Below are 23,271 nucleotides of genomic sequence, written 5' to 3'. Positions count from 1 at the left end.
AGATACTCTCAATTCAGCGCGCCCAGGAGCTCCCTGGCGGCGACGAGATCACGGGTCTGGAGGCCCTCTTGGTACCGCGCGAGGAGCGGCGCGAGCAGATCGCGTGCGTCGCCGGCCTTTCCGGCATGACGCCAGACGCGGCCGAGGCTGATCGCCCCCCGCAGCTCCCAGCCGAGCGCGCATTGCCGCCGTGATAGATCGAGCGACTTCCGGAAGTAATTCTCGGCCCCCGCGGCATTTCCCGACCCGGCCAGGATGTCGCCCTTGACCCTGAGCATCTCCGGCATGTCGAAGGATTCGCCGTGCTCGGGGATCTGGGCGATGGCCTCATCGATCGTACGCAAGGCCTCATCGGGCTGGTTCTGCGCCACGAGACCCTCGGCAAGCGCGGTCGCAAACACCGTCGTCATGATCCGGTGCCGTGTGGCGTATAGCGTAGCCTGGCTGCGGCGAAGATGCTCGATCCCGCCGGCGACGTCGCCGCGGCGAAGCAGCAGCTCGCCCTTCTGGCCGATGCCGACCGCGTGGTAGGGGCCGAGGAAGTGCCGCGCCGAATGGTCGATCAGCCGCTCGATCAGGCTTTCGGCACTGGCCCAGTCGCCCACCCAGAGGAACACGTAGATGGTCCAGATCAGGGAAATGCCGAGGGTGAGCGGCTGTTCGAGCAGCTCGGCCTCGCGCACCGTGTATCTGGCCGCCTCGACGGCCCGATCGGGCCGGCCGGTGAGCCAGAGCCCGCGCGCCAGCGCCACCAGTGCAACGATGCGGTCGTCATAACCGAGATGGCCGATGTTCAGCCGCTGCGAGCCGGGATTGTGCACCATCGCGCTCTCGCAGAACTGCACGGCCTTGTCCTGGTTGCCGATCAGATGGTGGGCGACGCCGAGCATCCATTCCACGTTCAGTGTGGCGGCTGGATCATTCAGCTTTCGCGCGACGCCTTCGCCCTGCTCGCCGGTTCCGAGCGCGCCGTGAAAATCTCCGACCCTGGTCAGGTAGATGTGCAAGCCGCGCAGCAGCCAGAGCTGCCAGTGCAGGTCCTCGAGCTCTCTGGCAAGCTGGAGGCTGCGCGTGAAGGCGGAGCGGACCGCCTCCGTATTGCCCTGCGTGAACATCACGGAGACGCCGAGCGCGGCCTGCAACGTCATCTCCTGGCGGCTGTCGATCACGCCCTTATCGAGAGATACAAGCGCCTGCTGTGTCCAGCGGTAGCATTCCGTCAGCAATGTCAGCTCGAGGAAGAACTGGGCCGCTGAGGCCGCCAGATCCACGCCGATCGTCCGGTCGCCGCCGTCCGAGAAGCTCCAGGTCAGCGCGGCCCTCACATTGGGCAGGTGGTCGGCATAGGGAAGGAAGCCGCCCGCGCTCTGCATGCCCGTGGATTTGAGCGCGATGTCGCGCAGGAAATCGCGGAAATATTCGGCGTGGGCACGCGCGACGCGGGCCGCTTCGCCGCTCTCGACCAGCTTGCCGGCGACGAAGGTGCGGGTGGTGTCGAGCAGGCGATAGCGCAGCCGCCGCTCCGCGGGCGAGGTCGCGATCAGGGACTTGGAGAGCAGGTTCGAGATGGCTTCGACGGCCTCGGATTCGCCGATACCCTGGCAGGACGCGACGGCAAGCGCGGCTTCCAGGGTGAAGGGCCCGACGAATACCGATAATCCGCGCAGCGTTGCGCTTTCGGCTGCCGGCAGCAAATCGTAGCTCCAGGCGAGCGCGGCGCTTAAGGTCTGGTGCCGCGGGATTGCGCTACGCCGTCCCCGCCACAGCAGCGAGAAGCGGCTGTCCAGCAGCGAGGCGGTCCCGGCAATGCCGTAGGCGTTCACACGTCCGGCCGCGAGCTCGATCGCCAGCGCAATGCCGTCCAGCCGCCGGCAGATCTCGGCGACGAGCGGCGCATCCTCCTCGCTGAGCTCGAATTCGCTCAGGCTCTCGGCAATGCGTTCCACGAAGAGTTGGCTTGCGGGATAGGCAAGGATGTCGGCGATGCCGAGCCCGTCGCGCTCTGGCGGGCAATCCAGCGGAAACAGCCGATGGACGCGCTCACCTTCGCTGCGAAAGGATTCGCGGCTGGTGGCGAGAATATGCAGCTCCGGCGCCTCCTGGACCAGGCGCTCGGCCACTGGTGCGAGCTCGTCGAGGATGTGCTCGCAACTGTCGAAGACCAGCAGCGTCCGCCGGCTGCGCAGGAACGCCAGCAGGCCCGGCATCGGGTCGTCGGAATTGACGGTCAGGCCCAGGGTTGCCGCAATCGTTCCGGGAACGAGCCGGGCATCCGTCAGCGCTCCGAAATCGACGAAGCTCACCTGGCCGTCGAAGGCCGTGAGCTCGCCATGCGCGACGGCAAGTGCGACCGAGGTCTTGCCGATCCCGCCGGGGCCGACGATTGTGACGAAGCGATGCAGGGCAAGCTCGGCCGAAATCTTCTCGACGGCCTCGTCTCGCCCGATCATCCTCGCAAGCGGTGAGGGCAGCGCGTGGGGCGACGCGACAGGCGGGCTGCTCCGGCTCTCCGAAGGAGCCGGGTGAAGCAGCGGGGCGGTGAAACAATAGCCGCGTCCGGGGACGTTGACGACGTAGCGGGCACCTTCGCCGGCATCGCCCAGCGCCTTGCGCAGCGTCGTGATGTGGAAGCGCAGGCTGCCTTCGTCGACCGTCACGCCGGACCAGACGCGCTTGATCAACTCGCGCTTGTCAACGACCTCGCCGGCGCGCTCGGCGAGAAAAATCAGAATGTCGAGTGCGCGGCCGCCAAGGTGAAGCGGGGCGCCGTCCTTCTCCAGCAGCCGCGACTTTGCAAGCAGCCGGAATGGACCGAAGGCAATCGTCGAATCCTGGTCGTTAGTGTCCGGCACGGGCCAATGATTCCAGTGAAAGGGCTGGCGTCTGCGCTTTGACCTACCTGAGCGAGGTTATCAGTAAACGGACCGAAAGTGGCGAAATCGCGTGGGGATCGGCCGAATGCAGGCGGGATACCCGTCGCGAATTTTGCTTAAACGCGAGCGGTTTATGACGCGACTGCGACAAATCGTCAGCAGGCTTGACCGTCGCGACGACAGCCTCCGCTGCCGGTTTGTGATGCGCCGATCATAACAGAATCTTGCAACGTCTAACGGGCAAAACGCGCGCGATGCATCCAGTATGGCTTCCGAGTTAGGTCCTATTCCAATGGGAGGCTATCATGTCCGTTATCGGCTCCATGTCGGACGCCAGTGCCGTTCGATCTCAATTTGTCGCCAGCCTTGACGATCAGTCGCGTGATTGGGAACTCGTGCTGCGGGAGTCCCATCACCGCATGAAGAACACGCTGACGCTGCTGGGTGCGTCAGTCCGTCGCGACTTCACGCGGGCCGGCACCAGGGACGTGTCGCTTGCGGTGGATCGGTTCGAGCGGCGCGTCGTTGCTTTCGGCAGGCTCTATCAGCTCCTGTCCGACAACGACGATGACTCGGCCGTCCCCGTCGGGGCTTTTTTCGAAAATCTCTGCGGAGCGCTCTCCGAAGCGGTGCTGGAGCCGGCGGGCGTCCGCTGCGAGGCCGCGATCGAGAGCGGCGTGCTGCCGGCATCGCAATGTCATCGGCTCGCGCTGATGCTGACGGAGCTGGTCACGAACGCGGCAAAGCATGCCTTCCCGAACAAGAATGGGGCACTGATCCGCATCGACATGGACAACCGCGACGGCGCCTGGGTCTGTACGGTGGCCGACAACGGGATCGGCGCCACCGGGCCGCTTCAGGGCACCGGCATCCGCATTCTCGAAGGGCTCGCACGCAGCATCCACGCGCGGTTGCATGGCGAGGCGGGGGAGGGCGGCACGCGGGTGACCATCGTGATGCCGGCCGCTTGAAGTTCGACTGTATCCGGAACCGCTAACGAGCCCAAGCATTCGAGAACGAGCGACATTCGCCGTTCTGCGCAAAGTTGAGCCTGCAAAGCAAAGTTGAGCCTGCAAGAATGGGTTCGGTTGAGAGCCCGCGCCTCACATCAGGGAGTTCGACATGGCTACACTCGAAATCGATCGCGAAGCCGGGACCAGACCCTCGCCGTCGCGCAGCGTTGATCTGAAGCTCGAGGTCGTCGTGATCCCGGTGTCCGACGTCGACCGCGCCAAGGCGTTCTACATGCGCCTCGGCTGGCGACTGGACGCCGATTTTTCCTCTGGCGACGACTGGCGCGTGATCCAGTTCACGCCGCCGGGCTCGGCCTGCTCGGTGATCTTCGGCAGGAACGTCACGGCGGCAGCGCCCGGCTCGGTGCGCGGCCTGTATCTGATCGTCTCCGATCTGGAGGCGGCACGACAAGATCTGCTTGGCCGCGGCATCGCGGTCAGCGAGCCGTTCCACGGCGGCGGCGACGTTCATGCCGGGCCGGACGAACCATACCTGTTCGGCAGTATCCGGGTCAGCGGTGTTGACCCGAAGCGCGGCAGCTACAGCTCCTTTGCCTCGTTCAGCGATCCCGACGGCAATGGCTGGCTGTTCCAGGAGATCACCACACGACTGCCCGGACGCATCGAGGCAGACGGCACGAATTTCCCCTCGCAGAGCGATCTGGCGGCGGCACTGCGCCGCGCGGCGGTGGCGCATGGCGAGCACGAGAAGCGAACCGGCGGACACGACGACAACTGGGCGGCCTGGTACGCCGACTACATCGTGCGCGAACAGGCCGGTCAGCCGCTGCCCTCCTGACATTGTGGCATTCTCCGTTCACGGCGCGCGATGACTTGGTCATCGCACGCCGTGTTGCGTTGTATCGTGCCCATCGCAGAATCGTCGATCGCTAGCCTCTAGCGCGCAGGCTCGCAACGGCTAACGCGGTCTAACAATCCATAACGGGCAAATCGGAAGTGCCGGCGCCAATCTCCTTGCACGACGAACCGACGTCTCGATTTCGAATTCGGTCAACGGTGCCGACCAAAGCAAGGGAGATCCAACATGACCACGCAAGCACGCGCCGACATCCTCAACCCCGACCGCCGTCAATTGCTGGGCCAGGCCGCGATGACCGCGGTCGCCGCCAGCGTTGCGAGCCTGTTGCCGCTGCGTCCGGCAAAGGCGGCGGCGAGCGGCGCGATCCGCCCCTTCCACGTCAACGTGCCCGAGGAGGATCTGCTCGATCTGCGCCGGCGCCTCGCGGCAACGCGCTGGCCCGATCGCGAGATCGTCGCCGACCAGTCGCAGGGCGTGCAGCTGACCACGGTCCAGCAGCTCGTGCGCTACTGGCAGAACGACTATGACTGGCGCAAGGTTGAAGCGCGGCTCAACGCGCTGCCGCAATTCGTCACCGAGATCGACGGCGTCGACATCCACTTCATCCACGTCCGCTCCAGGCACGAGAATGCGCTGCCGATGATCGTCACGCATGGCTGGCCGGGTTCGATCATCGAGCAGATGAAGATCGTCGGCCCGCTGACCGATCCGACCGCGCATGGAGCGAAGGCGGCGGACGCGTTCGATCTCGTGATCCCTTCGCTGCCCGGCCATGGCTTCTCCGGCAAGCCGACGACGCTCGGCTGGGATCCGCAGCGCATTGCGCGTGCCTGGATCGTGCTGATGAAGCGGCTTGGCTACAATCGCTACGTCGCGCAAGGCGGTGATTGGGGCAATGCGGTGACGGAGCAGATGGCGGTGATCGCGCCGCCGGAATTGCTCGGCATTCACACCAACATGCCCGCCACGGTTCCTGATGACATCGCCAAGGCGCTGCAGCCCGGCGGAACGCGCCCGTCAAAGCTCTCGACCGAAGAGCGCATTGCCTACGACCAGCTCGACGATTTCTACAAGCACGGTCTCGGCTACGCGATCGAGATGTCGAACCGGCCGCAGACGCTCTATGGCCTCGTGGATTCGCCGGCGGGCCTTGCGTCCTGGATGCTCGATCACGATGCGCGCAGCGCCGCGATGATCGCGCGGGTGTTCGACGGCAAGGCGGAAGGGCTGTCGCGCGACGATGTGATCGACAACATCACGCTGTACTGGCTCACCAACACCGCGGTCTCGTCGGCCCGACTGTACTGGGAGAACAAGCTGGTGTTCTTCGAACCCAAGCACATCAAGATCCCGGTCGCCGTCAGCGTGTTTCCGGACGAGATCTATGCCGCCCCGCGCAGCTGGACCGAAAAGGCCTACCCGAAGCTGCTGCACTACAACCGGCTCGACAAGGGCGGCCACTTTGCCGCCTGGGAGCAGCCCGCGCTGTTCTCTGCGGAAATGCGCACCGCCTTCCGCCCGCTGCGCCAGTCGATCTGAACCGCATGGGGGACGCGCGCACCCGGCGCGTGTCCCCGTCCTTGAACGACGCCATATCAGGAGTGCAAACAATGAACCGCCCCGAACGTACCTTCACGACCGAGGACATCCGCCTGGAGCGCCGCCTGCCGTCATATTGGCGCGTCACCTTCGATATGCCGCCGGTGAACATCTTCGGCCCGAAGCAGCTTCCGCTGCTGGGCGACATCGTCACCGCGATCGAGACCGATCCGGAAGTCAAGGTTGTCGTGTTCGACAGTGCCGTCGAAGGCTTCTTCATCACGCATTACGACTTCCTCTCGCCGCTGGAGGATTCGCTGGGCATCTCGCCCGGGCCGACCGGTCTCCAGGCGCTGCCCGACATGCTGGTGCGTCTCAGTCGTGCGCCGGTGGTTTCCATTGCCTCGATCCGGGGCCGCGCCACCGGCGTCGGCAGCGAGCTCGCGCTCGCCAGCGACATGCGCTTTGCCAGCCGCGAGAAGGCGATCCTGTCGCAATGGGAAGTCGGTGCGGGCCTCGTGCCCGGTGGCGGACCGATGGCGCGGCTGCCGCGCCTGATGGGCCGCGGCCGTGCGCTCGAAGTGCTGCTCGGCGCCGACGACATCCACGGCGATCTCGCCGAACGCTACGGCTATGTGAACCGGTCGCTGCCGGATGCCGAGCTCGATGGCTTCGTCGAGGCGCTCGCCATGCGCATCGCGTCGTTCGACAAGGAGGCTATTGCCGAGACCAAGCGCCTGGTCGATGTCGCCAGTCTTCCGCCCGATGTCGAGATCAAGCCCGAGTGGGACGCGTTCCTGGCCGCGCTTGGCCGCCCGGCAAGCCAGGCCCGTATCAAGGCGCTGATGGCGCGCGGCTTCCATCGCGCCGGCGACGTCGAGAACCGGCTCGGCTTCCACGTCGGACAGATCGGAAATTAGAGCGTTTTCGAGCGAAGTGGATACCGGTTCGCGTGAAGAAAACGCGTCAAAACAAGAATCCGGAGCGTCGTTCCGATTCCATCGGAACGGGGCTCCGACGGAACCGCTGCGGCGTTCGGCCGGTTGGAATGGTGACAGGCGGTCGTGCCAATGTCGCTTTCCTCCGGTACCGAGCGCCGGCGCTAAACCCAACAAGGAGAATTGAGATGATCCGCAAGGCAACAGCAGTCTGGAAGGGCACCGGCCGCGATGGCACGGGCCATCTGTCGAGTGAATCCGGCGTGCTCGCCGAGACGCCCTATTCGTTCAAGACACGCTTCGAGAACGAGAAGGGCACCAATCCCGAGGAGTTGATCGCTGCGGCCCATGCCGGCTGCTTCACCATGGCGCTGGCCTTCGGTCTTCAGCTTGCCGGTTTCACGCCGGACGAGCTCTCGACCGAGGCCGCGGTTACGCTCGAGCCCGAAGGCAAGGGCTTCAAGATCAGCAAGTCGGCGCTCACGTTGCGCGCCAAGGTGCCGAACCTTGACGACGCAGGTTTCGCCAAGATCGCCGGCGAGGCCGAGAAGAACTGCCCGGTGTCGAAGGTGCTCAACGCCGCGATCACGCTCGACGCCAAGCTGACCTGACCGAACAGAGGGAGCAGCACCATGCCTCGCCAACATCAGCCGGATGAAGACAGGTTCCGGGCGATCCTGCCGGAGGATATCGCGTGGCAGCCGTTCCCCGCATTTCCACCCGGCGCGCGCCTCGCCGTCATGGTCGGTCATCCCGCTGAGCCCGGACCTTACGTGGTCCGGGTCAAGGTGCCCGGCGGCACCAGGCTGATGCCGCACAAACATCCCGAGGACCGCATCTACACGGTGATGTCGGGTGTGTTCTATATCGGGCTCGGCGAGCGTTTCGACGGCGACAAGGTCAATGCCTATCCGCCGGGCAGCGTCATCGTGCTGCCCGGCGAGACCTGGCATTATCACTGGGCGAAATCAGGCGAATACGTCACGCAGGTTTCCGCCATCGGTCCGCTGGGCCTGGAATATCACGATGACCATGATGATCCGCGCTTGCATGCGGCTGCGGACCAGCGCTGAATATCTCGACCGAACGAATGGAGCATCAAATGACGACGGAGCGCGCAGTGTTGGCCGGAGGCTGCTTCTGGGGCATGCAGGATCTGATCCGCAGGCAGCCCGGGGTGATTTCGACTCGCGTCGGCTACACCGGCGGAGAGGTCAAGAACGCGACCTATCGCAATCACGAAGGGCACGCCGAGGCGATCGAGATCATCTTCGATCCCGCCAAGACGAGCTACCGGACGATGCTGGAGTTCTTCTTCCAGATCCACGATCCCACCACGCTCAACCGTCAGGGCAATGACTGGGGCACGAGCTATCGCTCCGCGATCTTCACGACGAGCGACGAGCAGAAGCGGATCGCGGAAGACACGATCGCCGACGTCGAGGCCTCGCATCTGTGGCCCGGCAAAGTGGTGACCGAGGTCACGCCCGCCGGCGATTTCTGGGAGGCCGAGCCGGAGCACCAGGATTATCTCGAGCGCTATCCGGACGGCTACACGTGTCACTTCATCCGGCCCGGCTGGAAGCTGCCGCGGCGCGCGGCGGTTGCGGGGGGCTAGACCGCGGCGTCGCGTATTGCCGGGGAGAGGCTGGGTCTTGCGCGCGGACCGCTCGCGACGGCAGCCGCCTATTGACGAGGAATGCAAATGTGCCGGTTGTCGTCATTTCATTGTGCGGGAGAGTTGCTCCCGACCGTCACCGGCACGCAGGTTTTCGATCCCGAGAACGCCTCGCGGCTCAATGCGCATCTGCCCGGCATCCGCAGATCACGTCCACGGCCTTCCGGGCAAGCTCCCTTAGCTCGGCGCGGCGGGCGCCGGCGCGAGCGCGAATGGCGATGGTATGCATCGTGGCAGAGGCGAGGATTGCAAGCGCTGCCGGATCGGCATCACGCTTCAGTTCGCCCTTGTCCTGGGCAAGGCGGAAGCGGGCCTCGAAATCGGCGTCAATCGCGCGCAATCCCGCCGCTACGCTGTTCCGGATCGCCGTATCTTCTGCGACTTCGGTCACCGCGGTTCCCACCACGAAGCAGCCCCGCGCGGTTCCCTTGCCGGAAAAATAGATCGACAGCGCTGCGTCATAGGCCAGCATCAGGGCTTCGTCCAAGGGATGGTCCCCCGCGAGGGCCTCACGCGTTGCGGCAAGGCTTATCTCCCAATAGCGCGCGAGCGCTTCGAGATAGAGCGTGTGCTTGTTGCCGAACACGGCGTAGAGGCTCGGTGGGCTCATGCCGGTCGCGGCGGCGACCTTGTCCAGGGACGTGCCGGAGTAGCCGGTTCTCCAGAACGTCTCCGTCGCTCGCTTGAGGGCCGTCTCTGCGTCATAGGCGGGCGGCCGTCCGCGGCGCGCCGGGCCCGCTTCGCTCTTCTTCCGTGCCATGTCGCCAAAATCCTGGTTGTACTGTTCCACACATATATTTGTATGGACCGTTATAAAAATCAATGGCCGCGCGTCTTGATAGCGGCACTGCAGTACAATATTTGTAACGTACGTTAGTAAAAAAGATAAGACGAGGGCTCACGATGCGTTTGAACTTTGCGCCAATCGCCGGCTGGTTGGGCGATCGCAGCTTCCGCGGGAGCGAGGGGGCTGTGCCATTGTTCGGAGCGGACCTCGGCCGGCGGCTGCGCCGGCCCCTGATGCTCGCGCTGCCGACCGTGGTCGCCGTGTTCGGCGCCTTCATGTATCTTGCGCAGGAACAATATGTCTCGACCGACGACGCGTTCGTGCGTGCCGCCAAGGTGACCATCAACGCGCGGGTGTCAGGCCAGGCGGTCGAGATCGCCGTGCGCGATAACGAGCGCGTGCGACGGGGGCAGGTCCTGTTTCGGATCGATCCCGAGCCCTATCAGATTGCGGTCGATCAGGCCGAGGCGCGGCTCGGCAGCGCGCGACTCCAGATCGACTCGCTCAAGGCGACCCACCGCCAGCAGCAGGCGGAGCTGCAATCGGCCAGGGAATCGGCTTCCTTCGACGAACGCGAGTTCGATCGCAAGAAGATGCTGGTCGCCTCCGACTTCACGCCGCGTGCGGTCTATGAGCGGGCCGAGACCGATCTCAAGGTCGCCCGCCACCGCATGGCATCGATCGAACAGCAGATTGCCAACACGGTCGTCGCGCTCAACGGCGATCCCGATATCGATGCCGATCGTCATCCCACGGTTCGCGCGGCAAGAGCCCAGCTCGACCGGGCGCGGCTCGATCTCTCCTACGCGACGGTGATTGCGCCCGACGACGGTATCGTGACGAAGGTCGACGACTTGCAGATCGGGGGCTTCGTCAACGCGGGAGCGCCGACGTTCTCGCTGATGTCCAGCCGGGACATCTGGATCGAGGCGAATTTTCGCGAGACCGGCCTGACCCACATGCGTCCGGGCCAGGAGGCGACGATCGACGTCGATGCCTATCCGGATCGCAAGTTCAGGGCGCATATCGTCAGCATGAGTCCCGGCACCGGGTCGGACTTCTCGGTCCTGCCGCCGGAGAATGCGACCGGGAACTGGGTCAAGGTCGTGCAGCGGCTGCCGGTGCGCCTCGAGCTCGACGATCTCGATCCGACCCGGCCGTTGTTCTCCGGCATCAGCGTGACGGCGCGGGTCGATACCGGCCACCGCCGCAGCTGGCCGCATCTGCTCCAAGGCGCGCTCGCGACGGAGGTCAAATGAGCACGACCGTCCCATCGACCGGCGCGGCCGGCGACCATCGTGCGATCTCCGCGGCGGCCCTTATCGCGATCTACATGCAGGCTGTGAACATCTCGATACCGAATGCAGCGTTGCCGCACATTCAGGCGACGCTCTCGATGGCGAATGACGAGGTCGGCTGGGTGTTCTCCTCGTATATCGCGGCAAGTGCCGTGACCATGTCGATCACGCAGTGGCTCGCGGGCCGCTATGGCCGCAAGGCGGTCTATCAGGCTGCCCTCGCCATCTTCACGTTCGGTCTTGTCCTCGACACGCTGGCAACGACGTCGATCCAGTTCGTGCTGGCGCGGATCCTCCAGGGCGCGGCGAGCGGACCGCTCGCGCCGCTCTCCTTGGCCATCCTGCTCGAGGTGACGCCGCCGGCGCGGCATGCGCGCATGAGCCTGGCATCGACGGTCTGCTCCCTGCTCGGCATCAGCACCGGCCCCGCCATTGGCGGCTGGCTCAGTGAATACTACGGCTGGGCGTCGATCTTCTATGTCAGCCTGCCGATGACGGCCTTCATCTTCATGACGATGGCCTCGCTGCTGAGCGAGAAGCGGGCCGAGCGAAGCCAGCCCTTCGACTTCTTCGGCCTGACGACCTTTTCCGTCGGCATGATCGGGCTACAGATGCTGCTGGACCGCGGCGAGCGCCTCGAATGGTTTGCCTCGACGGAGATCTGGGCCGAGGCGGTCGCCTCGGTCCTGGGTTTTTATCTCTTCAGCGTGCACGTGTTGACGACCCGAGAGCATTTTCTCCGCACGGCGCTGTTCAGGGATCGCAATCTCGTCCTCTCGACGGTCATCTCCTTCGCGCTTGGCTTCGTGCTGCTGCCGACCCTGGCGTTGACGTCTCCGATGCTGGAGGAATTGCTCAACTATCCCGTCGACACCACGGGCTACATGACCATTCCGCGCGGTGTGGCGCTGGTGGGAGCGCTGGTGCTGACGAGCCTGGTTCCGGGGCAGGTCGACTACCGGCCGTTCCTCATGGGCGGCATGGCGCTGGTGGTCTATGCCAATTGGCTGATGCTCGGCTATTCGCCGGCGATGGATTGGCGGCCGGTGGTCGAAGCCGGCATGCTCCAGGGTGCCGGTCTCGGCATGTTGTTGCCGGCGCTCGCGAGGGCCGCGTTCGGCACGCTCGATCCGAAGCTTCGCCCGGAAGGCGGCGCGCTGATCAACCTGTCGCGCCTTTATGGCAGCACCATCGGCATCGCGGTGGTCCAGCTCTTCTTCTATGCCAACACCCAGGCCGTGCACGTCGCGCTCGCCAAGCATCTCACGCCTTTCCGCGTCGCGGCGCATGGCGCGGGCCCGATCGGGAAGCCAAGCCTTGCCGCGCTCAACGGCATGGTCACGCATCAGGCGGCCACGGTCGCGGTCATCGATCAGTTCGAGATCCTGATGTTCGCCATGCTCGTCGTGATCCCGCTGGTGTTCTTTCTCCGCAAGCCACGGCCTGCCGGTTAATGCCGGGGAGCCGCCAACCTCGATCGCTTCGTCCGCTAGGGCGGCGAGCAGACAACAAGGGAGTATCACCATGACGACCTCCGATTCGCTTCGTGACACGAGGATTCCAACTCATGAGTCCGTGACGATTCCGGCAGTGGGATTTGGCACGCTCATTCCGGATCCGCTCGTGACCAGGCAGGCCATCAGGGCCGCATTGGAGGCCGGATTTCGACATCTCGATTGTGCGGAGCGCTATCGCAACGAAGCGGCGGTCGGCGATGCGATGCAGGACGCCTTCAAGGCCGGGAAGCTCCGGCGCGAGGAGCTGTTCGTGACGACGAAGCTATGGAACACCAATCATCGGCCGGAGCGGGTCAAGCCTGCCTTCGACGCCAGCCGCCGACGGCTGCAACTCGACGAGATCGACTGCTACATCATCCATACGCCCTTTGCCTTTCAGCCCGGTGACGAGCAGGATCCGCGCGACGCAAGCGGTCGGGTCATCTATGATTCCGGCGTTACATTGGTGGAGACGTGGCACGCGCTGGAGCGCCTCGTTGACGAGGGGCACTGCAAGTCGATCGGCCTGTCGGACATTACCCTGGAGAAGCTGCGCGAGATCGTTGCCGTCGCGCGGATCAGGCCTGCCATGGTGCAGGTCGAATCGCATCCGTATCTTCCCGAATGGGACCTGCTCGACTTCTGTCGCGAGCATGGCATCGTGCTCCAGGCGTTCGCGGCGTTGGGACATGCCATGGAGCCGCGCGTGCTGGAGGATCCCGTGATCACAGCCATCGCGCGGCGCGTGCAGAAGACACCGGCTCAGGTTTGCCTGGCGTGGGCCGTCCAGCGCGGCACGGCGTTCCTGACGACCTCGACCAATCCCGCGCGAATCCGGGAGAATTTTGACATCTCGGCTCTGCCCGAGGATGCGATGCGGGAGATACGAGACGGGATCACGACGAACGTCAGGTTCAACGCAGTGGTGGAGACTGGCGTGCCCGGATTTATTCCAAGGGCCCGATGAACCGGGCAGTGCGGAGCGATCGCTCGACGGCCGAGCAGCGCTGCCTCAGTTCCGGAGCTGCGCGATCAGGCCTCGGGCCTCGCGCATGTCGGCGGTGCGGGATCCCTCGGTCAGCGGCCGGCAAACGGTTTCCAGAACCTCCAGCGCCTCTGCATCGCGGCCTTGTCCCAGTCTGAACCGCGCGAGGCCGATGGCGCATCTCAGCTCCCACGATCGTGCGCCCTGGTGCGTCGCGATGTCCATGGCCTCGCGAAAAGCCGCTTCGGCGGCGGGCAGGCCCTTGGTCTGCTTGAGCATCAATTCGGCCTTGATGCGCGTCAGCTCCGGCAGATACCAGCGCTCCTGGCGGTCGTTGCAACGCGCCAATATGTCCTCGATCATCTCCAGGCCGCGATCGGTCTGGTCGGCCTCGCCGAAACACGCGGCGAGTTCACCGAGCAGAGGAAGAAAGCGCGGCAGGAAGCGCGCATCGCCGGCGCGGTTGAGCTCTTCGCGCAGCAGCGGCAGGCCGGTCGCGACGTCGCCGCGCTTGGCAACGACTGCCGCGTTGAAGGCGCGTGCCCACAGGCCCCACAGCCGGATCGCGTGTCGCTCGGTGTGTTCGAGCAGCTCGGCGCCGTGGCGTTCCGCGGCGGCGAAATCGCCGGCCCAGAAGGCGATCGGGCAGGCCGCCTGTCCCAGCACGCTGCAGAAGGTCAGCGCGTGGCCGTTGGCGAGGCCCTCCTCGATGGTTCGTGCGGCCAGCGCCTGGGCCTGGTCGGCGAGGCCTTGCAGCCACAGGATGCGGGCCCGGAAATATTGCGTCGATATCCTGAGGTCGAGCGGGAATATCTTCGGCTTCTCCGCCAGCACATGCAGCGACGCGTTCACCCTATCGATGCACAGCCGCGCGTCGTTCTGGTCACCGAGATAATGCAGCGCGACGGCCATCAGCCGGTCACCCAGCAGGACATCGGACTTGTCGGGAGAATTCGCCGCCGCGTTCGCAAAACGGTCGGCGAGTGCGCGGGCCTTGCCGAACTGTCCGTTGTTGAACTGGTCGATGCACAGGCCCCAGAGCGCGCGCAGGCGGAAATCCTTGTCGTCGAGCCTGTCGGCGATCTCGAGGGTTGTCTCGAGGATCGGGCGCGCCTCGCGCGCACGGCCCTCGCCATACATCAGCGACCAGCCGAGTGCCGACAGGAGCTGCATGCGGACGCGGCCGTCACCGCCGCTGTCTCCGAGCGCTGCCAGTGCCGTTCTGCAGCGCTCGCGGCATTCGGCGAACAGCGAAAGCCGCACCCACAGCGTGACTGCGGCCGCCGTCAGCGCGATTCCCAGCGCGGGATCGCCGTCGGGCCCGAAGGCCCAGTCCAGCGCGGAGCGCACATTGTCCAGCTCCGCGCCATACACGTGCAGCCACTCGGGCAGCGGCGTCGACGTGTCGGCCTCGGCCCGCTCGAAGAAATCGCGAAAATGCTCCGCGTGGCGCCGCGCGAACTGCCTGGTTTCACCGAGCTCGTTGAGCTTTCCATGCGCGTAGGTGCGCGTGGTGTCGAGCAGGCGATAGCGCAACGTCCGCGAGCCGGACGGCGAGATCAGCGATTTGGTGACCAGGCTGTCGATCGCTTCGAGGGTTTCCGATGCGCTGACGCCGTCGCCTGCCGCGACCGTGGCGGCCGCCTCCGGCGCGAAGGGGCCGGCGAACACCGATAGTCGCCGCAAGGTGGCGCTCTCCGCCGCGGGCAGCAGGTCATAGCTCCAGTCGAGGGCCGCGGCGAGCGTCTGGTGCCGCGGCACGGCCGTGCGTCGTCCGCGCCATTGCAGCGAAAAACGGCTGTCGAGCAGGGAAGCCGTGCCTGCGATGCCATAGGCATTGACGCGGCCCGCCGCGAGCTCGATTGCCAGCGCAATGCCGTCGAGGCGCCGGCAGATGCTCGCGACGAGCGGGGCCTCTTCCGCGCTGAGCTGGAACGGACCCGAGCTCTGGGCAATACGCTCGATGAAGAGTTGGGCCGCGGGGTAGGTGAGGACCTCGGCGACACCCAGGTCTTCCCGTTCCGGCGGACAATCCAGCGGGAACAGCCGGAAGATCCGCTCGCCTTCGCTCCGGAACGACTCGCGGCTGGTCGCGAGAACACGAAGCTGCGGCGCTTCGCGAACGATGCGCTCGACGAGCGGGGCCAGATTGTCCAGCACGTGTTCGCAGCTGTCGAAGATCAGCAGGGCCGGGCCGGCCTTGAGAAATGTCAGCAGGGCCGGCGTCGGATCCTCCGCGCTGATAGTCAGCCCGAGCGCGGAGGCGATGGTGGTTGCAATGTGGCTGGCATCCCGCAGCGGGCCGAAGTCGACGAAGAAGACGCGGCCGCCGAAATCCTGGGAACGCCGATGCCCGACGGTGACGGCGACCGCGGTCTTGCCGATCCCGCCCGGGCCGACCACGGTCATGAAGCGATAGAGCGACAGTCCGTTCGAGATCTTTTCGATGACCTCCTCTCGTCCGACCATCTTCGCGAGCTGAACGGGCAGGGAGCGCGGAGGAACGATGTCGAGGGAGACCGGCGCGACCGGAGCGGCCGCTTGAGCGAGCGACGCGACGAAGCAATAGCCGCGGCCGGGCACATTGACGACATAACGGGCCGACTTGCCGGTATCGCCGAGCGCCTTGCGCAGCGCTGCGACATGGAAGCGCAGGCTGCCCTCGTCGACATTGACGTCGGCCCAGATGCGCTTGACCAGCTCTCTCTTGTCGACGACTTCACCGGGGCGCCCGGCCAGGAAGATGAGGATATCGAGCGCGCGGCCGCCGACATGAAGCGGCGAGCCCTCCTTCTCCAAGAGCCGGGACTTTGGAAACAGGCGAAATGGCCCAAATGAAATGGCCGAGTCTTCGTTATGCTCTGGCACGCGCCATTGCCCCCACGACGGGAGTCAAAAGGTATTATTTTTTGGTCTAGCAGAACGAGGCGTACAGTAAACTGTCCGAAAGCAGCATGGCTGGCAGACCTGCGCAGATCGCTTGGGTCGCCACCGGCCCGCCGGAATAAGACTTAGAACGTAAGGGGTTAGGTCGCCGTCCCATGGCGACCGCGCCGGGACTTGTCCGGGCGGAGCATTGACGGCGGTCGCGGATTGCTGCGATTGCTTGGTTCGGGAGCCGGTCCCGCCTCGACAGTGACTACCGCTTCCGGAATTGAGACATGCCCTCCTACTCGCGGCGACAGGTCGTTCATGTGTTATCGGGCGCGGCGGCGCTCGCCGCCATCCCACGCAGCGGACAAACCGCCGATTATCCGTCTCGTCCCATTCGCCTCGTGCTTCCGTATGGAGCCGGCGGAGCGGGCGATCAGATCGGGCGCCCCTGGGTGGACAAGATGTCGGCGCTGCTCGGGCCGACTTTCGTCGAGTACATCGGCGGCGCCGGTGGCGCGATCGGAACCGCAGCGGTCGCGCGCGAGGAGCCCGACGGCTATTCGCTGCTGCTCGGCAATGGCAGCACGCAGGTCATCATTCCCCTGACCTCGTCAAATCCCGGCTATTCCGTCGGCGATTTCCGGGCCATCTATCGCCTGATCAACAGTGCGCTGGTTTTCGCCGTCCATCCGTCGGTGCCTGCCGCAAATTTGCGCGAACTGATCGCCTACGCGAAGGCCAATCCGGGCAAGCTGTCCTACGGGACGCCCGGGATCGCCACCGGCAATCATCTCGTCGGGGAATCGTTCAAGCAGCAGGCGGGCGGACTGGACATCGTCCACGTTCCCTATCGGGGTATCGCGCAGGCGACCAACGACCTCGTCAGCGGCCAGATCTCGCTCGTCATCGGCGTCATGTCGGTTCAATTGCAGCAGCTGAGCCAGGCCGGAAAGATCCGGCTGCTTGCGGTCACGACCGAAAGGCGGCTGAGCGGCGCACCTGATATTCCGACCGCCGTCGAATCCGGCATGCCGGATCTCAGATATGAGGGCTGGTTCGGCATCTTTGCTCCCAAACTCACCGATGATGCGATCATCGATCGGATCGCGCAGACGACGCGCCTCGCCATGGCCGATCCGGCGCTTCAGGCGAGCTACCGTGCCCAGGGCATGGAGCCGGACAGCGATTCAAGTCCGGACAAATTCCAGCGCATTATCGATGCGACAACGGCAAGCCTGGCGCCCGTGATCAGATCGATTGGATTGAGCAAGTCATGAGCTCACGTGCCGGCAGGTGATACCTCGCGCTGCTCCGTCGTGACGATGCGCGCCGACAGCGTGACCAGTCCCATCAGCACAGCCAGCAGCCAGAACGCCGTCGGCAATCCGCCAAGTCGTGCGACGAAGCCGACGCCGGCGGGACCAACGAGGATGCCGGCGTAGCCCGCGGTCGTGATCGCCGCGACGGCGAGCCCCGTGGGCATCACCGTCTGCCGGGCTGCCCGGCGGAACAGCACCGGCACGAGGTTCGAGGCGCCGAGGCCGATGAGCAGGAAGCCGACTATGGCGACCGCCGCAACCGGAGCCGTGAGCAGCACCGCAAAGCCCGCGACCGCAATGATGCTCCCCCAGAACAGGGTGGTGCGATCCCCGATGCGCGCAACGACGGCGTCGCCGCCGAGTCGCCCCATCGTCATCGCGATCGAGAACACGATGTAGCCGATCCCGCCTTGCGCCTCGGAGACAAGGCCGGCGCCGATGACGAGCAGTGCGCCCCAATCGAGCATCGCGCCTTCGACCAGGAAGGTGATGGCGCCGAGCAGCGCGAGCAGAAGCACGGAGCCGTGCGGCAGCACGAACAGCGGTCCGTCCTGTACCTGCACTGAGCGAAGCAGGCGCGACCAGGTCACAAGCATCGCAATCAGCATCAGGACGGAGCAAATAAGCGTGCAGGCGAGCGCGCCGAGTTGCAGGGAGAGCAGCGCGGTCATCAGCGCTGATCCGGCGAAGCCGCCGATGCTGAACAGCGCGTGGAAGCCGGACATCAGCGGACGTTTCGCTGCGCGCTCCACCTCCACCGCATGGATGTTCATGGCGACGTCGATGGAGCCGAGCGCGGCGCCGAAGGCGAGCAGCGCCAGTGCCAGCGTCGCCGGCGAGCTTGCGATGGCCAGCAGAGGCAGGACCAGCGCCAGACCGAGCCCGCCGGCGATGATGATCGGCCTGCTGCCGTAACGCGCGCTCATGATTCCGGTCAGAAGCATTGCGACGACCGAGCCGATGCCGAGGCTGAGCAGCAGCAGTCCGAGAACGCCGTCGTCGACGCCGAGCCGTGCTTTCGCAAACGGCACCAGAGGCGCCCAGCACGCGATGCCGAAGCCCGCGACGAGGAAGGCAAGTCGCGTCGCAAGCCGTGTCGCCGGCCGGTCGGCAGAAAGCATGAGAACTCCGGAAGCAGAGGCAAGGAGGGCGCGGTCGACAAGCCCGACGATTACCGCGACTTTATGTCCTGATGTGCCCGATTTGTCGCAGCAGTTCCCAGATGTTGCGGAGCATCTCGGCGCCGGCGGATTGCCTGTCGGGCAAAACACCGGCCCTGTTTCGCTGCCCCGTCAATCCCTCGTCATGAAAATATTCCGATTTACAGAAATTCTGATTTGTCGTATGTGTCGCCCATCCCGGCTCATCCTTGAGGGGCGATCTTGTGTCGTCACGTTTCGCGAGCCGGGCTTGCGGTGGACGCGGCAGCGTCGGGCGCGAGAGGCGTGGGCAGGGCGGATTGCTCTCCGTGAGCCCAAGACTTCGTGCTGGATGAGCGGCGCTGTCAGGTTCGTCTCGTCTGTAAGTTTCCGGCTCCGTCGACAGGGCCGGGAAAACTGCGGCGAAATGGCGGGCCGTGCGTACGGCAAAACCGTGTGGTCCTTGCGTCCAGCATTTTTCACTCGGCTGCGACACAAAAAAACCGTTTTCGACCAAAGCGTTAGTCGAATTATTGATAGTGAAGCGATCCACGGGCGCGATGACCGGCCCCAATAGGCCCTAGACCGCTCAATCGGGAAAGCGGACGCAGATCACTTGCGGCTACACTTCTGCCAAGGGCCGGCCATCAGCAAGGTGATTGCCCTGTGAATAATCTAGGAGCCCGGGCCGCGGAGCGGCACTGGTCGAGGTGTCGGGTCAATTCGGCCGCCGAAGCCGAACAACCACCCAGTCTCTAAGTGGAACGCAAACTTATCCGGCGCCGGAACTAGATTGCCGACACAGCTTCTCGACGAAACGAATGTGTGGGCCAAGAGGTGTGCGTGAGAGCAGTCGCAAGCTGTTCTATCTCAAGCGTTCGGCCGCCGCAGTTAGCACAGGATAGCGGGCATAGAGCGTGTCGACGCGGTCCCGCCACATCGCCACGAACGCACCCGAGGTGAGACTATCGACCGACTTCCATTCGCGTTTGACCGCAGGCAGCGTGTTACCCCAGATAGCGCGCTTGCACCATCGCTCGCCCTTCGCCGAGCCCTCCTGGGTTGCGCACATCGATTTCCAGGCAATCCGCTGCGGACGGCTGATGTGTTGGGCGGCTCCTTCCCAGCCCTGCTGGTGGATCAGGTAGAGGTCGGAAAAGGTCGGCTTCTTCTGCGTCATTATTTCGAATAGCGCGGCCTCGCTGAGAAACTTGTAGGCCGCACCCATAGCGTTGTCGCGAGGATTGAGGATGTCGCCCGATCCGTATTTGCTGAACTCAAACTTGCTCAGCTGGAACAGGCCGATATAGGACCCGGTGCGTTGCCTGGGATTGAAATCGGATTCGATTTTGGCGACCGCCTTCATGAAATTGACATCGACACCGAACGCTTCGGCCGCACGTTCGATCTCCCGGACGGGCGTTCCGAGCGGAACGTCGCTCAACGCCGACAAGGCGATCTTCGCGGGTTTCTCCGGCGGCGAAATTTCCGAGTAGACGTAGTATTTGAGATACGACTGTTTGTCTTCGCCCGGATTGGGCGAAGCAAAGGGCGGGCGGTCCTGCTGTAGCGTTGCCGAGTTCTCGGGCAACGCTGCCTCAAGGCTGGCGACCTGCAACATTTGCCCTTGCGAAGTGGTTACATCGGACGGCGGCATCGAGTCCGGCGCCGCGGCGCTAAATCTCGCCGCGACGATCGCATTAGCCGATAATCCTGTATCAAATTTCGTCTCGATGGCCGGGGCCGGAAACGCGGCGCCAGCATTTGTCAGGACCGTCGTCACATTCAGCGGGATGCCCCTGAATGCATCAGCCACTCTTGCATTCGGCGTTGCGATGCTTGGGCGCGGTACCGCGATCTGACCAACCGCGGCAAGCGCTGTCAGCGCGCCGGCAATACAGCTTGCTTGCCAAATCTTCAATGTCGCCAGCCGCGCGGCCGCGGTCCCCCCATTCTGTCCCTGACTTGGCACGCAGATTAAGGAGGCGAGGGGATGACAATGGGGCGCACGTGTGGCGCAGGTGCGGCCAGTCTTGGCCGCGTCGCCAAGACTGCCTAAATTGGAAGTTGCAGTCATGATGGGCCTCTTGCCGAGGAACAGGACGGGCGCCATATCGCGCAACTATCGCTAAACAAGGCATCTTCGTGCGTTCGAGCGAGCGGCAAACTCGCGCGGTGCCTTTGACCCGTGAGAGGCGACCCGGCCAAGCTGTGCCGACGCTAGCCGCGATCAAACTTTGGCTCGTTCTCAGTCAACTGCTTGGCAAGGGGCCGGGCCAAAAAATGACGACCACAGAACGGCATGGGGCTCGCGGGGTGCAATTAACCGGAGGAGCGTAAATTCTCTCTACCCGACTTGTCTGATCGCCAGTTGATTGAAGAGCTTGATGGGCTCGACGCGCGTGCGCGCAGCGGATATGCGAATCGAGGACGAGATTGCAATTACCGCGCCGCAGAAGCGTCGGGCAATGCCTTATGGTCGGTGTATCTGGCTGCAGCGCGGAAACGAGCATTCGGTACTTCCACGCCGTCCAGTGGCGCTTTGCCGCGCGCTCCTTTGGCAATGCTGGTTCGCACTGCGCCGCGATCAGCGACGATCTTGGTGAGGCACGGCGCCCGCCTTGGCTCGACAAACCGCGGATAGTGACCGGGCGGATCGAGGCGCCGGTCATGCTGCAACAACCAAAATGGCGCCTAAGACCTTCAACCACGGACATCGCGCTTTGCTAAAGTTCGGCGAGCGACCGCATGTCGGCGAGCAGATCGTGCAGTTGGTGGTCGCTCAAGGCAGATCGCCGGCGAGCACTAGACGAGCACCCTCAACGCGTGTTCGGTGTGCCCGCAACGGCAGCAACCGCACGCGCACGCCGCCCCTTGCCCCGTGCCCGGTGCGGGTCGAATTCATCAACAGCGTTCTGCCACGCGATGATCTCGTCCTCAAACCAGACGCGCCGGTTCGGGCTGATATAGGTCGATTTGGGAAAGCGGCCGGATTTCTCCATGCGGTACAGGGTAGTGCGGCTCACCGGGATGATCCCCAGCACCTGAGTCTCGTTAAGCATGCGGCGAGGACGAGATTTAGCCGGTGCTACGTCCTCCGTTTCGGCTTCGCGTTGATTGGTTGCTATCATCACAATCTCAGGGTCGTTCCACCGGTGTCGCGCCCGCTACACCCGCCTCACCGAAGGTTTCGTGGGCCGGCGATCCCTCCCGGCGAGTAACGCTGTTGTAACGATATTTGCGCTTTAGCTGGGGAAGTCTCTCAACAAATGCGAAGTGCGAGCTTGTTCTGCGTATAGAATGACGCATTTCCTGCCAACGAAAACCGGCGGAGTGTTTTCGTGCTGCCGACTATCGTTCCAATCGGCGAGTCCGAATGACCAAGCACAGGCGACCGCTTATCAACGTAAATAACCGTGAGCAGCAGTTCGCGAAACTGCTAACGGCGATGGGTTTGAACGAGATGGGTCCCCTCGGTGAGTATGCACTGAAGGCCGCTCTTGAGCAGATCGCACTCGACTACCAACGCAGTGTTGCGGATCCGTCAAAACTACTGGTCCCGAAGCGGGTGCGCCAACTTCGCGCGGCCATAGCGAAGGTGCTCGCGCTTCATAAAGCTGCCGGGTCGGATACCTTGGACAACGAAATCGAGTTGGCGAGCTTGCAACTGCTCAACCCCAACGCCGATGCTAGTACGTTGCGGATGCTCATTGCCGACCACCGTCCTAAACACCGCATGGCTGTGGAGTTATCGGACTACATGCTGAATATCGACCACTGGCTCGCGTCCAATCAGAAGGGCTACAAAAAGCGCCAAGTGCGGAAACTGGTGGTCGAGCCTTTTTTAAAGCTGATGGCCGAGTACGAGATCACCACGAGTCGCAGAGAGCGGCCGCGCAAGCAGATATTCGATGCTTTGTTCGACTGGCTCGGGGTCGAACAGAATATCCGAGCATCCAACGCCAATATCAACACGATTGCCGCAGAACTCGCTGGCGCCGGCCCCAAGAAATCAAAAGCAAATCGGCGCCCCAAAACGTGACCGCCGCCTTTCCTGTAATTTAGCCAGACCAAGTCCCAGAGTGAATAACCCCAACGCGGCGCCGCGATGGGGTTTTCCCTAAAACTGGGTTTGCATCCCGGTCTTGGCTCGATTGCACAATGACGATGCCGTGCCGGTGCGACCCCGCAAGAGCGGAGGTCTCCACGCTATGAATTTCACCATCGTCCCGCGAGGTCCCAAACCCAAGTCGCCGATGCCGTTGCACCGGTACGTGTACCGCGCATGTCGCGACATTGAGCAGATCACGCGCACGGCGCTGACCTGCGCGCCGACCGACAGCTGGTCGCAGTACCTGCTCACGAACATCATCCGCGCGATGCGCAATGCGGCGGATGAGCTGGAGCGTGCTGTCGAGCTGCGCGTTGCTGAAGATCGCGCAGCTCATCAAGAAAAGCTCGCCGCGATCCGCGAACGCGAAACCGACGCGCGTTTGCACAAGTAGTCGTGCG

At 64.2% G+C, this 23,271-nt stretch carries 19 protein-coding genes; 13 read left to right on the top strand and 6 right to left on the bottom strand.

What is annotated here, in order from left to right; all coding sequences use genetic code 11:
- Positions 1 to 8: 8 nt before the first annotated feature.
- Entirely contained in the window at positions 9 to 2,852 is a 2,844-nt protein-coding gene (locus WN73_RS01055; protein WP_271551099.1) for an ATP-binding protein, read from the bottom strand.
- A 326-nt stretch (positions 2,853 to 3,178) separates the two neighbouring features.
- On the opposite strand from WN73_RS01055, the gene WN73_RS01050 reads away from it, so the two are divergent.
- From WN73_RS01050 to msrA, 7 genes are all read left to right on the top strand, one after another.
- Entirely contained in the window at positions 3,179 to 3,844 is a 666-nt protein-coding gene (locus WN73_RS01050) for a sensor histidine kinase (RefSeq protein ID WP_271551097.1), read from the top strand.
- 151 nt (positions 3,845 to 3,995) lie between these two features.
- Positions 3,996 to 4,685, top strand: a complete 690-nt coding sequence (locus WN73_RS01045) for a VOC family protein (protein ID WP_271551095.1) — start codon at positions 3,996 to 3,998, stop codon at positions 4,683 to 4,685.
- Between the two features lie 246 nt (positions 4,686 to 4,931).
- Positions 4,932 to 6,245 (top strand): epoxide hydrolase family protein, encoded by a 1,314-nt coding sequence (locus tag WN73_RS01040; RefSeq protein WP_271551093.1) that lies wholly within the window; start codon positions 4,932 to 4,934, stop codon positions 6,243 to 6,245.
- A 71-nt stretch (positions 6,246 to 6,316) separates the two neighbouring features.
- A complete protein-coding gene (locus WN73_RS01035; protein ID WP_271551092.1) occupies positions 6,317 to 7,165 on the top strand; it encodes an enoyl-CoA hydratase/isomerase family protein in 849 nt (282 codons plus the stop codon).
- Positions 7,166 to 7,371: 206 nt separating this feature from the next.
- Positions 7,372 to 7,794 carry an OsmC family protein gene (locus WN73_RS01030; RefSeq protein WP_182872277.1) on the top strand — a complete coding sequence of 141 codons (423 nt, stop codon included), beginning with the start codon at positions 7,372 to 7,374 and terminating at the stop codon, positions 7,792 to 7,794.
- Between the two features lie 21 nt (positions 7,795 to 7,815).
- Entirely contained in the window at positions 7,816 to 8,256 is a 441-nt protein-coding gene (locus WN73_RS01025) for a cupin domain-containing protein (RefSeq protein ID WP_271551089.1), read from the top strand.
- A gap of 29 nt (positions 8,257 to 8,285) precedes the next feature.
- On the top strand, positions 8,286 to 8,801 hold the full coding sequence (msrA, locus tag WN73_RS01020) for a peptide-methionine (S)-S-oxide reductase MsrA (protein WP_182872275.1): 516 nt from the start codon (positions 8,286 to 8,288) through the stop codon (positions 8,799 to 8,801).
- Positions 8,802 to 8,979: 178 nt separating this feature from the next.
- On the opposite strand, the gene WN73_RS01015 is transcribed toward msrA, so the two are convergent.
- Complete coding sequence (locus WN73_RS01015) at positions 8,980 to 9,621, bottom strand: TetR/AcrR family transcriptional regulator (protein WP_060912643.1); 642 nt, start codon at positions 9,619 to 9,621, stop codon at positions 8,980 to 8,982.
- A gap of 143 nt (positions 9,622 to 9,764) precedes the next feature.
- Here WN73_RS01015 and WN73_RS01010 point away from each other — a divergent pair, with 143 nt between their 5' ends.
- From WN73_RS01010 to WN73_RS01000, 3 genes are all read left to right on the top strand, one after another.
- Positions 9,765 to 10,907 (top strand): HlyD family secretion protein, encoded by a 1,143-nt coding sequence (locus WN73_RS01010; protein WP_011088998.1) that lies wholly within the window; start codon positions 9,765 to 9,767, stop codon positions 10,905 to 10,907.
- Positions 10,904 to 12,400 carry an MDR family MFS transporter gene (locus WN73_RS01005; protein ID WP_182869182.1) on the top strand — a complete coding sequence of 499 codons (1,497 nt, stop codon included), beginning with the start codon at positions 10,904 to 10,906 and terminating at the stop codon, positions 12,398 to 12,400. The genes WN73_RS01010 and WN73_RS01005 overlap by 4 nt, the downstream gene beginning before the upstream one ends.
- 70 nt (positions 12,401 to 12,470) lie before the next feature.
- On the top strand, positions 12,471 to 13,409 hold the full coding sequence (locus tag WN73_RS01000; protein ID WP_011088996.1) for an aldo/keto reductase: 939 nt from the start codon (positions 12,471 to 12,473) through the stop codon (positions 13,407 to 13,409).
- Positions 13,410 to 13,454: 45 nt separating this feature from the next.
- Here the strand turns inward: WN73_RS01000 and WN73_RS00995 are convergent, their stop codons facing one another.
- Entirely contained in the window at positions 13,455 to 16,295 is a 2,841-nt protein-coding gene (locus WN73_RS00995; protein ID WP_110116857.1) for an ATP-binding protein, read from the bottom strand.
- A gap of 293 nt (positions 16,296 to 16,588) precedes the next feature.
- On the opposite strand from WN73_RS00995, the gene WN73_RS00990 reads away from it, so the two are divergent.
- Positions 16,589 to 17,578, top strand: coding sequence for a Bug family tripartite tricarboxylate transporter substrate binding protein (locus tag WN73_RS00990; protein ID WP_110116856.1), 990 nt, complete (start codon positions 16,589 to 16,591; stop codon positions 17,576 to 17,578).
- Positions 17,579 to 17,580: 2 nt separating this feature from the next.
- Here the strand turns inward: WN73_RS00990 and WN73_RS00985 are convergent, their stop codons facing one another.
- The 3 genes from WN73_RS00985 to WN73_RS00975 form a co-directional block, all read right to left on the bottom strand.
- Positions 17,581 to 18,741, bottom strand: a complete 1,161-nt coding sequence (locus tag WN73_RS00985) for an MFS transporter (protein ID WP_028175692.1) — start codon at positions 18,739 to 18,741, stop codon at positions 17,581 to 17,583.
- Positions 18,742 to 19,624: 883 nt separating this feature from the next.
- Positions 19,625 to 20,836, bottom strand: a complete 1,212-nt coding sequence (locus tag WN73_RS00980) for a transglycosylase SLT domain-containing protein (protein ID WP_271551052.1) — start codon at positions 20,834 to 20,836, stop codon at positions 19,625 to 19,627.
- Positions 20,837 to 21,578: 742 nt separating this feature from the next.
- Positions 21,579 to 21,821, bottom strand: a complete 243-nt coding sequence (locus WN73_RS00975; RefSeq protein ID WP_271551599.1) for a helix-turn-helix transcriptional regulator — start codon at positions 21,819 to 21,821, stop codon at positions 21,579 to 21,581.
- A 314-nt stretch (positions 21,822 to 22,135) separates the two neighbouring features.
- On the opposite strand from WN73_RS00975, the gene WN73_RS00970 reads away from it, so the two are divergent.
- Positions 22,136 to 22,801 carry a hypothetical protein gene (locus WN73_RS00970; RefSeq protein WP_271551051.1) on the top strand — a complete coding sequence of 222 codons (666 nt, stop codon included), beginning with the start codon at positions 22,136 to 22,138 and terminating at the stop codon, positions 22,799 to 22,801.
- Positions 22,802 to 22,970: 169 nt separating this feature from the next.
- Complete coding sequence (locus WN73_RS00965) at positions 22,971 to 23,264, top strand: hypothetical protein (protein ID WP_271551050.1); 294 nt, start codon at positions 22,971 to 22,973, stop codon at positions 23,262 to 23,264.
- Positions 23,265 to 23,271 lie beyond the last annotated feature (7 nt).

This window comes from Bradyrhizobium sp. CCBAU 45394, from assembly GCF_028128655.1.
Classification (GTDB): Bacteria; Pseudomonadota; Alphaproteobacteria; order Rhizobiales; family Xanthobacteraceae; genus Bradyrhizobium; species Bradyrhizobium diazoefficiens.
Note: the sequence above shows the minus strand (reverse complement) of the source record. Positions and strands in the feature narration are given on the sequence as shown.

Excerpts from the sequence above, each read along its gene's own strand:
- WN73_RS01050 (WP_271551097.1), top strand. The coding sequence starts at position 3,179 with ATGTCCGTTATCGGCTCCATGTCGGACGCCAGTGCCGTTCGATCTCAA.
- WN73_RS01045 (WP_271551095.1), top strand. The coding sequence starts at position 3,996 with ATGGCTACACTCGAAATCGATCGCGAAGCCGGGACCAGACCCTCGCCG.
- WN73_RS01040 (WP_271551093.1), top strand. The coding sequence starts at position 4,932 with ATGACCACGCAAGCACGCGCCGACATCCTCAACCCCGACCGCCGTCAA.
- WN73_RS01035 (WP_271551092.1), top strand. The coding sequence starts at position 6,317 with ATGAACCGCCCCGAACGTACCTTCACGACCGAGGACATCCGCCTGGAG.
- WN73_RS01030 (WP_182872277.1), top strand. The coding sequence starts at position 7,372 with ATGATCCGCAAGGCAACAGCAGTCTGGAAGGGCACCGGCCGCGATGGC.
- WN73_RS01025 (WP_271551089.1), top strand. The coding sequence starts at position 7,816 with ATGCCTCGCCAACATCAGCCGGATGAAGACAGGTTCCGGGCGATCCTG.
- msrA (WP_182872275.1), top strand. The coding sequence starts at position 8,286 with ATGACGACGGAGCGCGCAGTGTTGGCCGGAGGCTGCTTCTGGGGCATG.
- WN73_RS01015 (WP_060912643.1), bottom strand. The coding sequence starts at position 9,621 with ATGGCACGGAAGAAGAGCGAAGCGGGCCCGGCGCGCCGCGGACGGCCG.
- WN73_RS01010 (WP_011088998.1), top strand. The coding sequence starts at position 9,765 with ATGCGTTTGAACTTTGCGCCAATCGCCGGCTGGTTGGGCGATCGCAGC.
- WN73_RS01005 (WP_182869182.1), top strand. The coding sequence starts at position 10,904 with ATGAGCACGACCGTCCCATCGACCGGCGCGGCCGGCGACCATCGTGCG.
- WN73_RS01000 (WP_011088996.1), top strand. The coding sequence starts at position 12,471 with ATGACGACCTCCGATTCGCTTCGTGACACGAGGATTCCAACTCATGAG.
- WN73_RS00990 (WP_110116856.1), top strand. The coding sequence starts at position 16,589 with ATGCCCTCCTACTCGCGGCGACAGGTCGTTCATGTGTTATCGGGCGCG.
- WN73_RS00985 (WP_028175692.1), bottom strand. The coding sequence starts at position 18,741 with ATGCTTTCTGCCGACCGGCCGGCGACACGGCTTGCGACGCGACTTGCC.
- WN73_RS00980 (WP_271551052.1), bottom strand. The coding sequence starts at position 20,836 with ATGACTGCAACTTCCAATTTAGGCAGTCTTGGCGACGCGGCCAAGACT.
- WN73_RS00975 (WP_271551599.1), bottom strand. The coding sequence starts at position 21,821 with ATGCTTAACGAGACTCAGGTGCTGGGGATCATCCCGGTGAGCCGCACT.
- WN73_RS00970 (WP_271551051.1), top strand. The coding sequence starts at position 22,136 with ATGACCAAGCACAGGCGACCGCTTATCAACGTAAATAACCGTGAGCAG.
- WN73_RS00965 (WP_271551050.1), top strand. The coding sequence starts at position 22,971 with ATGAATTTCACCATCGTCCCGCGAGGTCCCAAACCCAAGTCGCCGATG.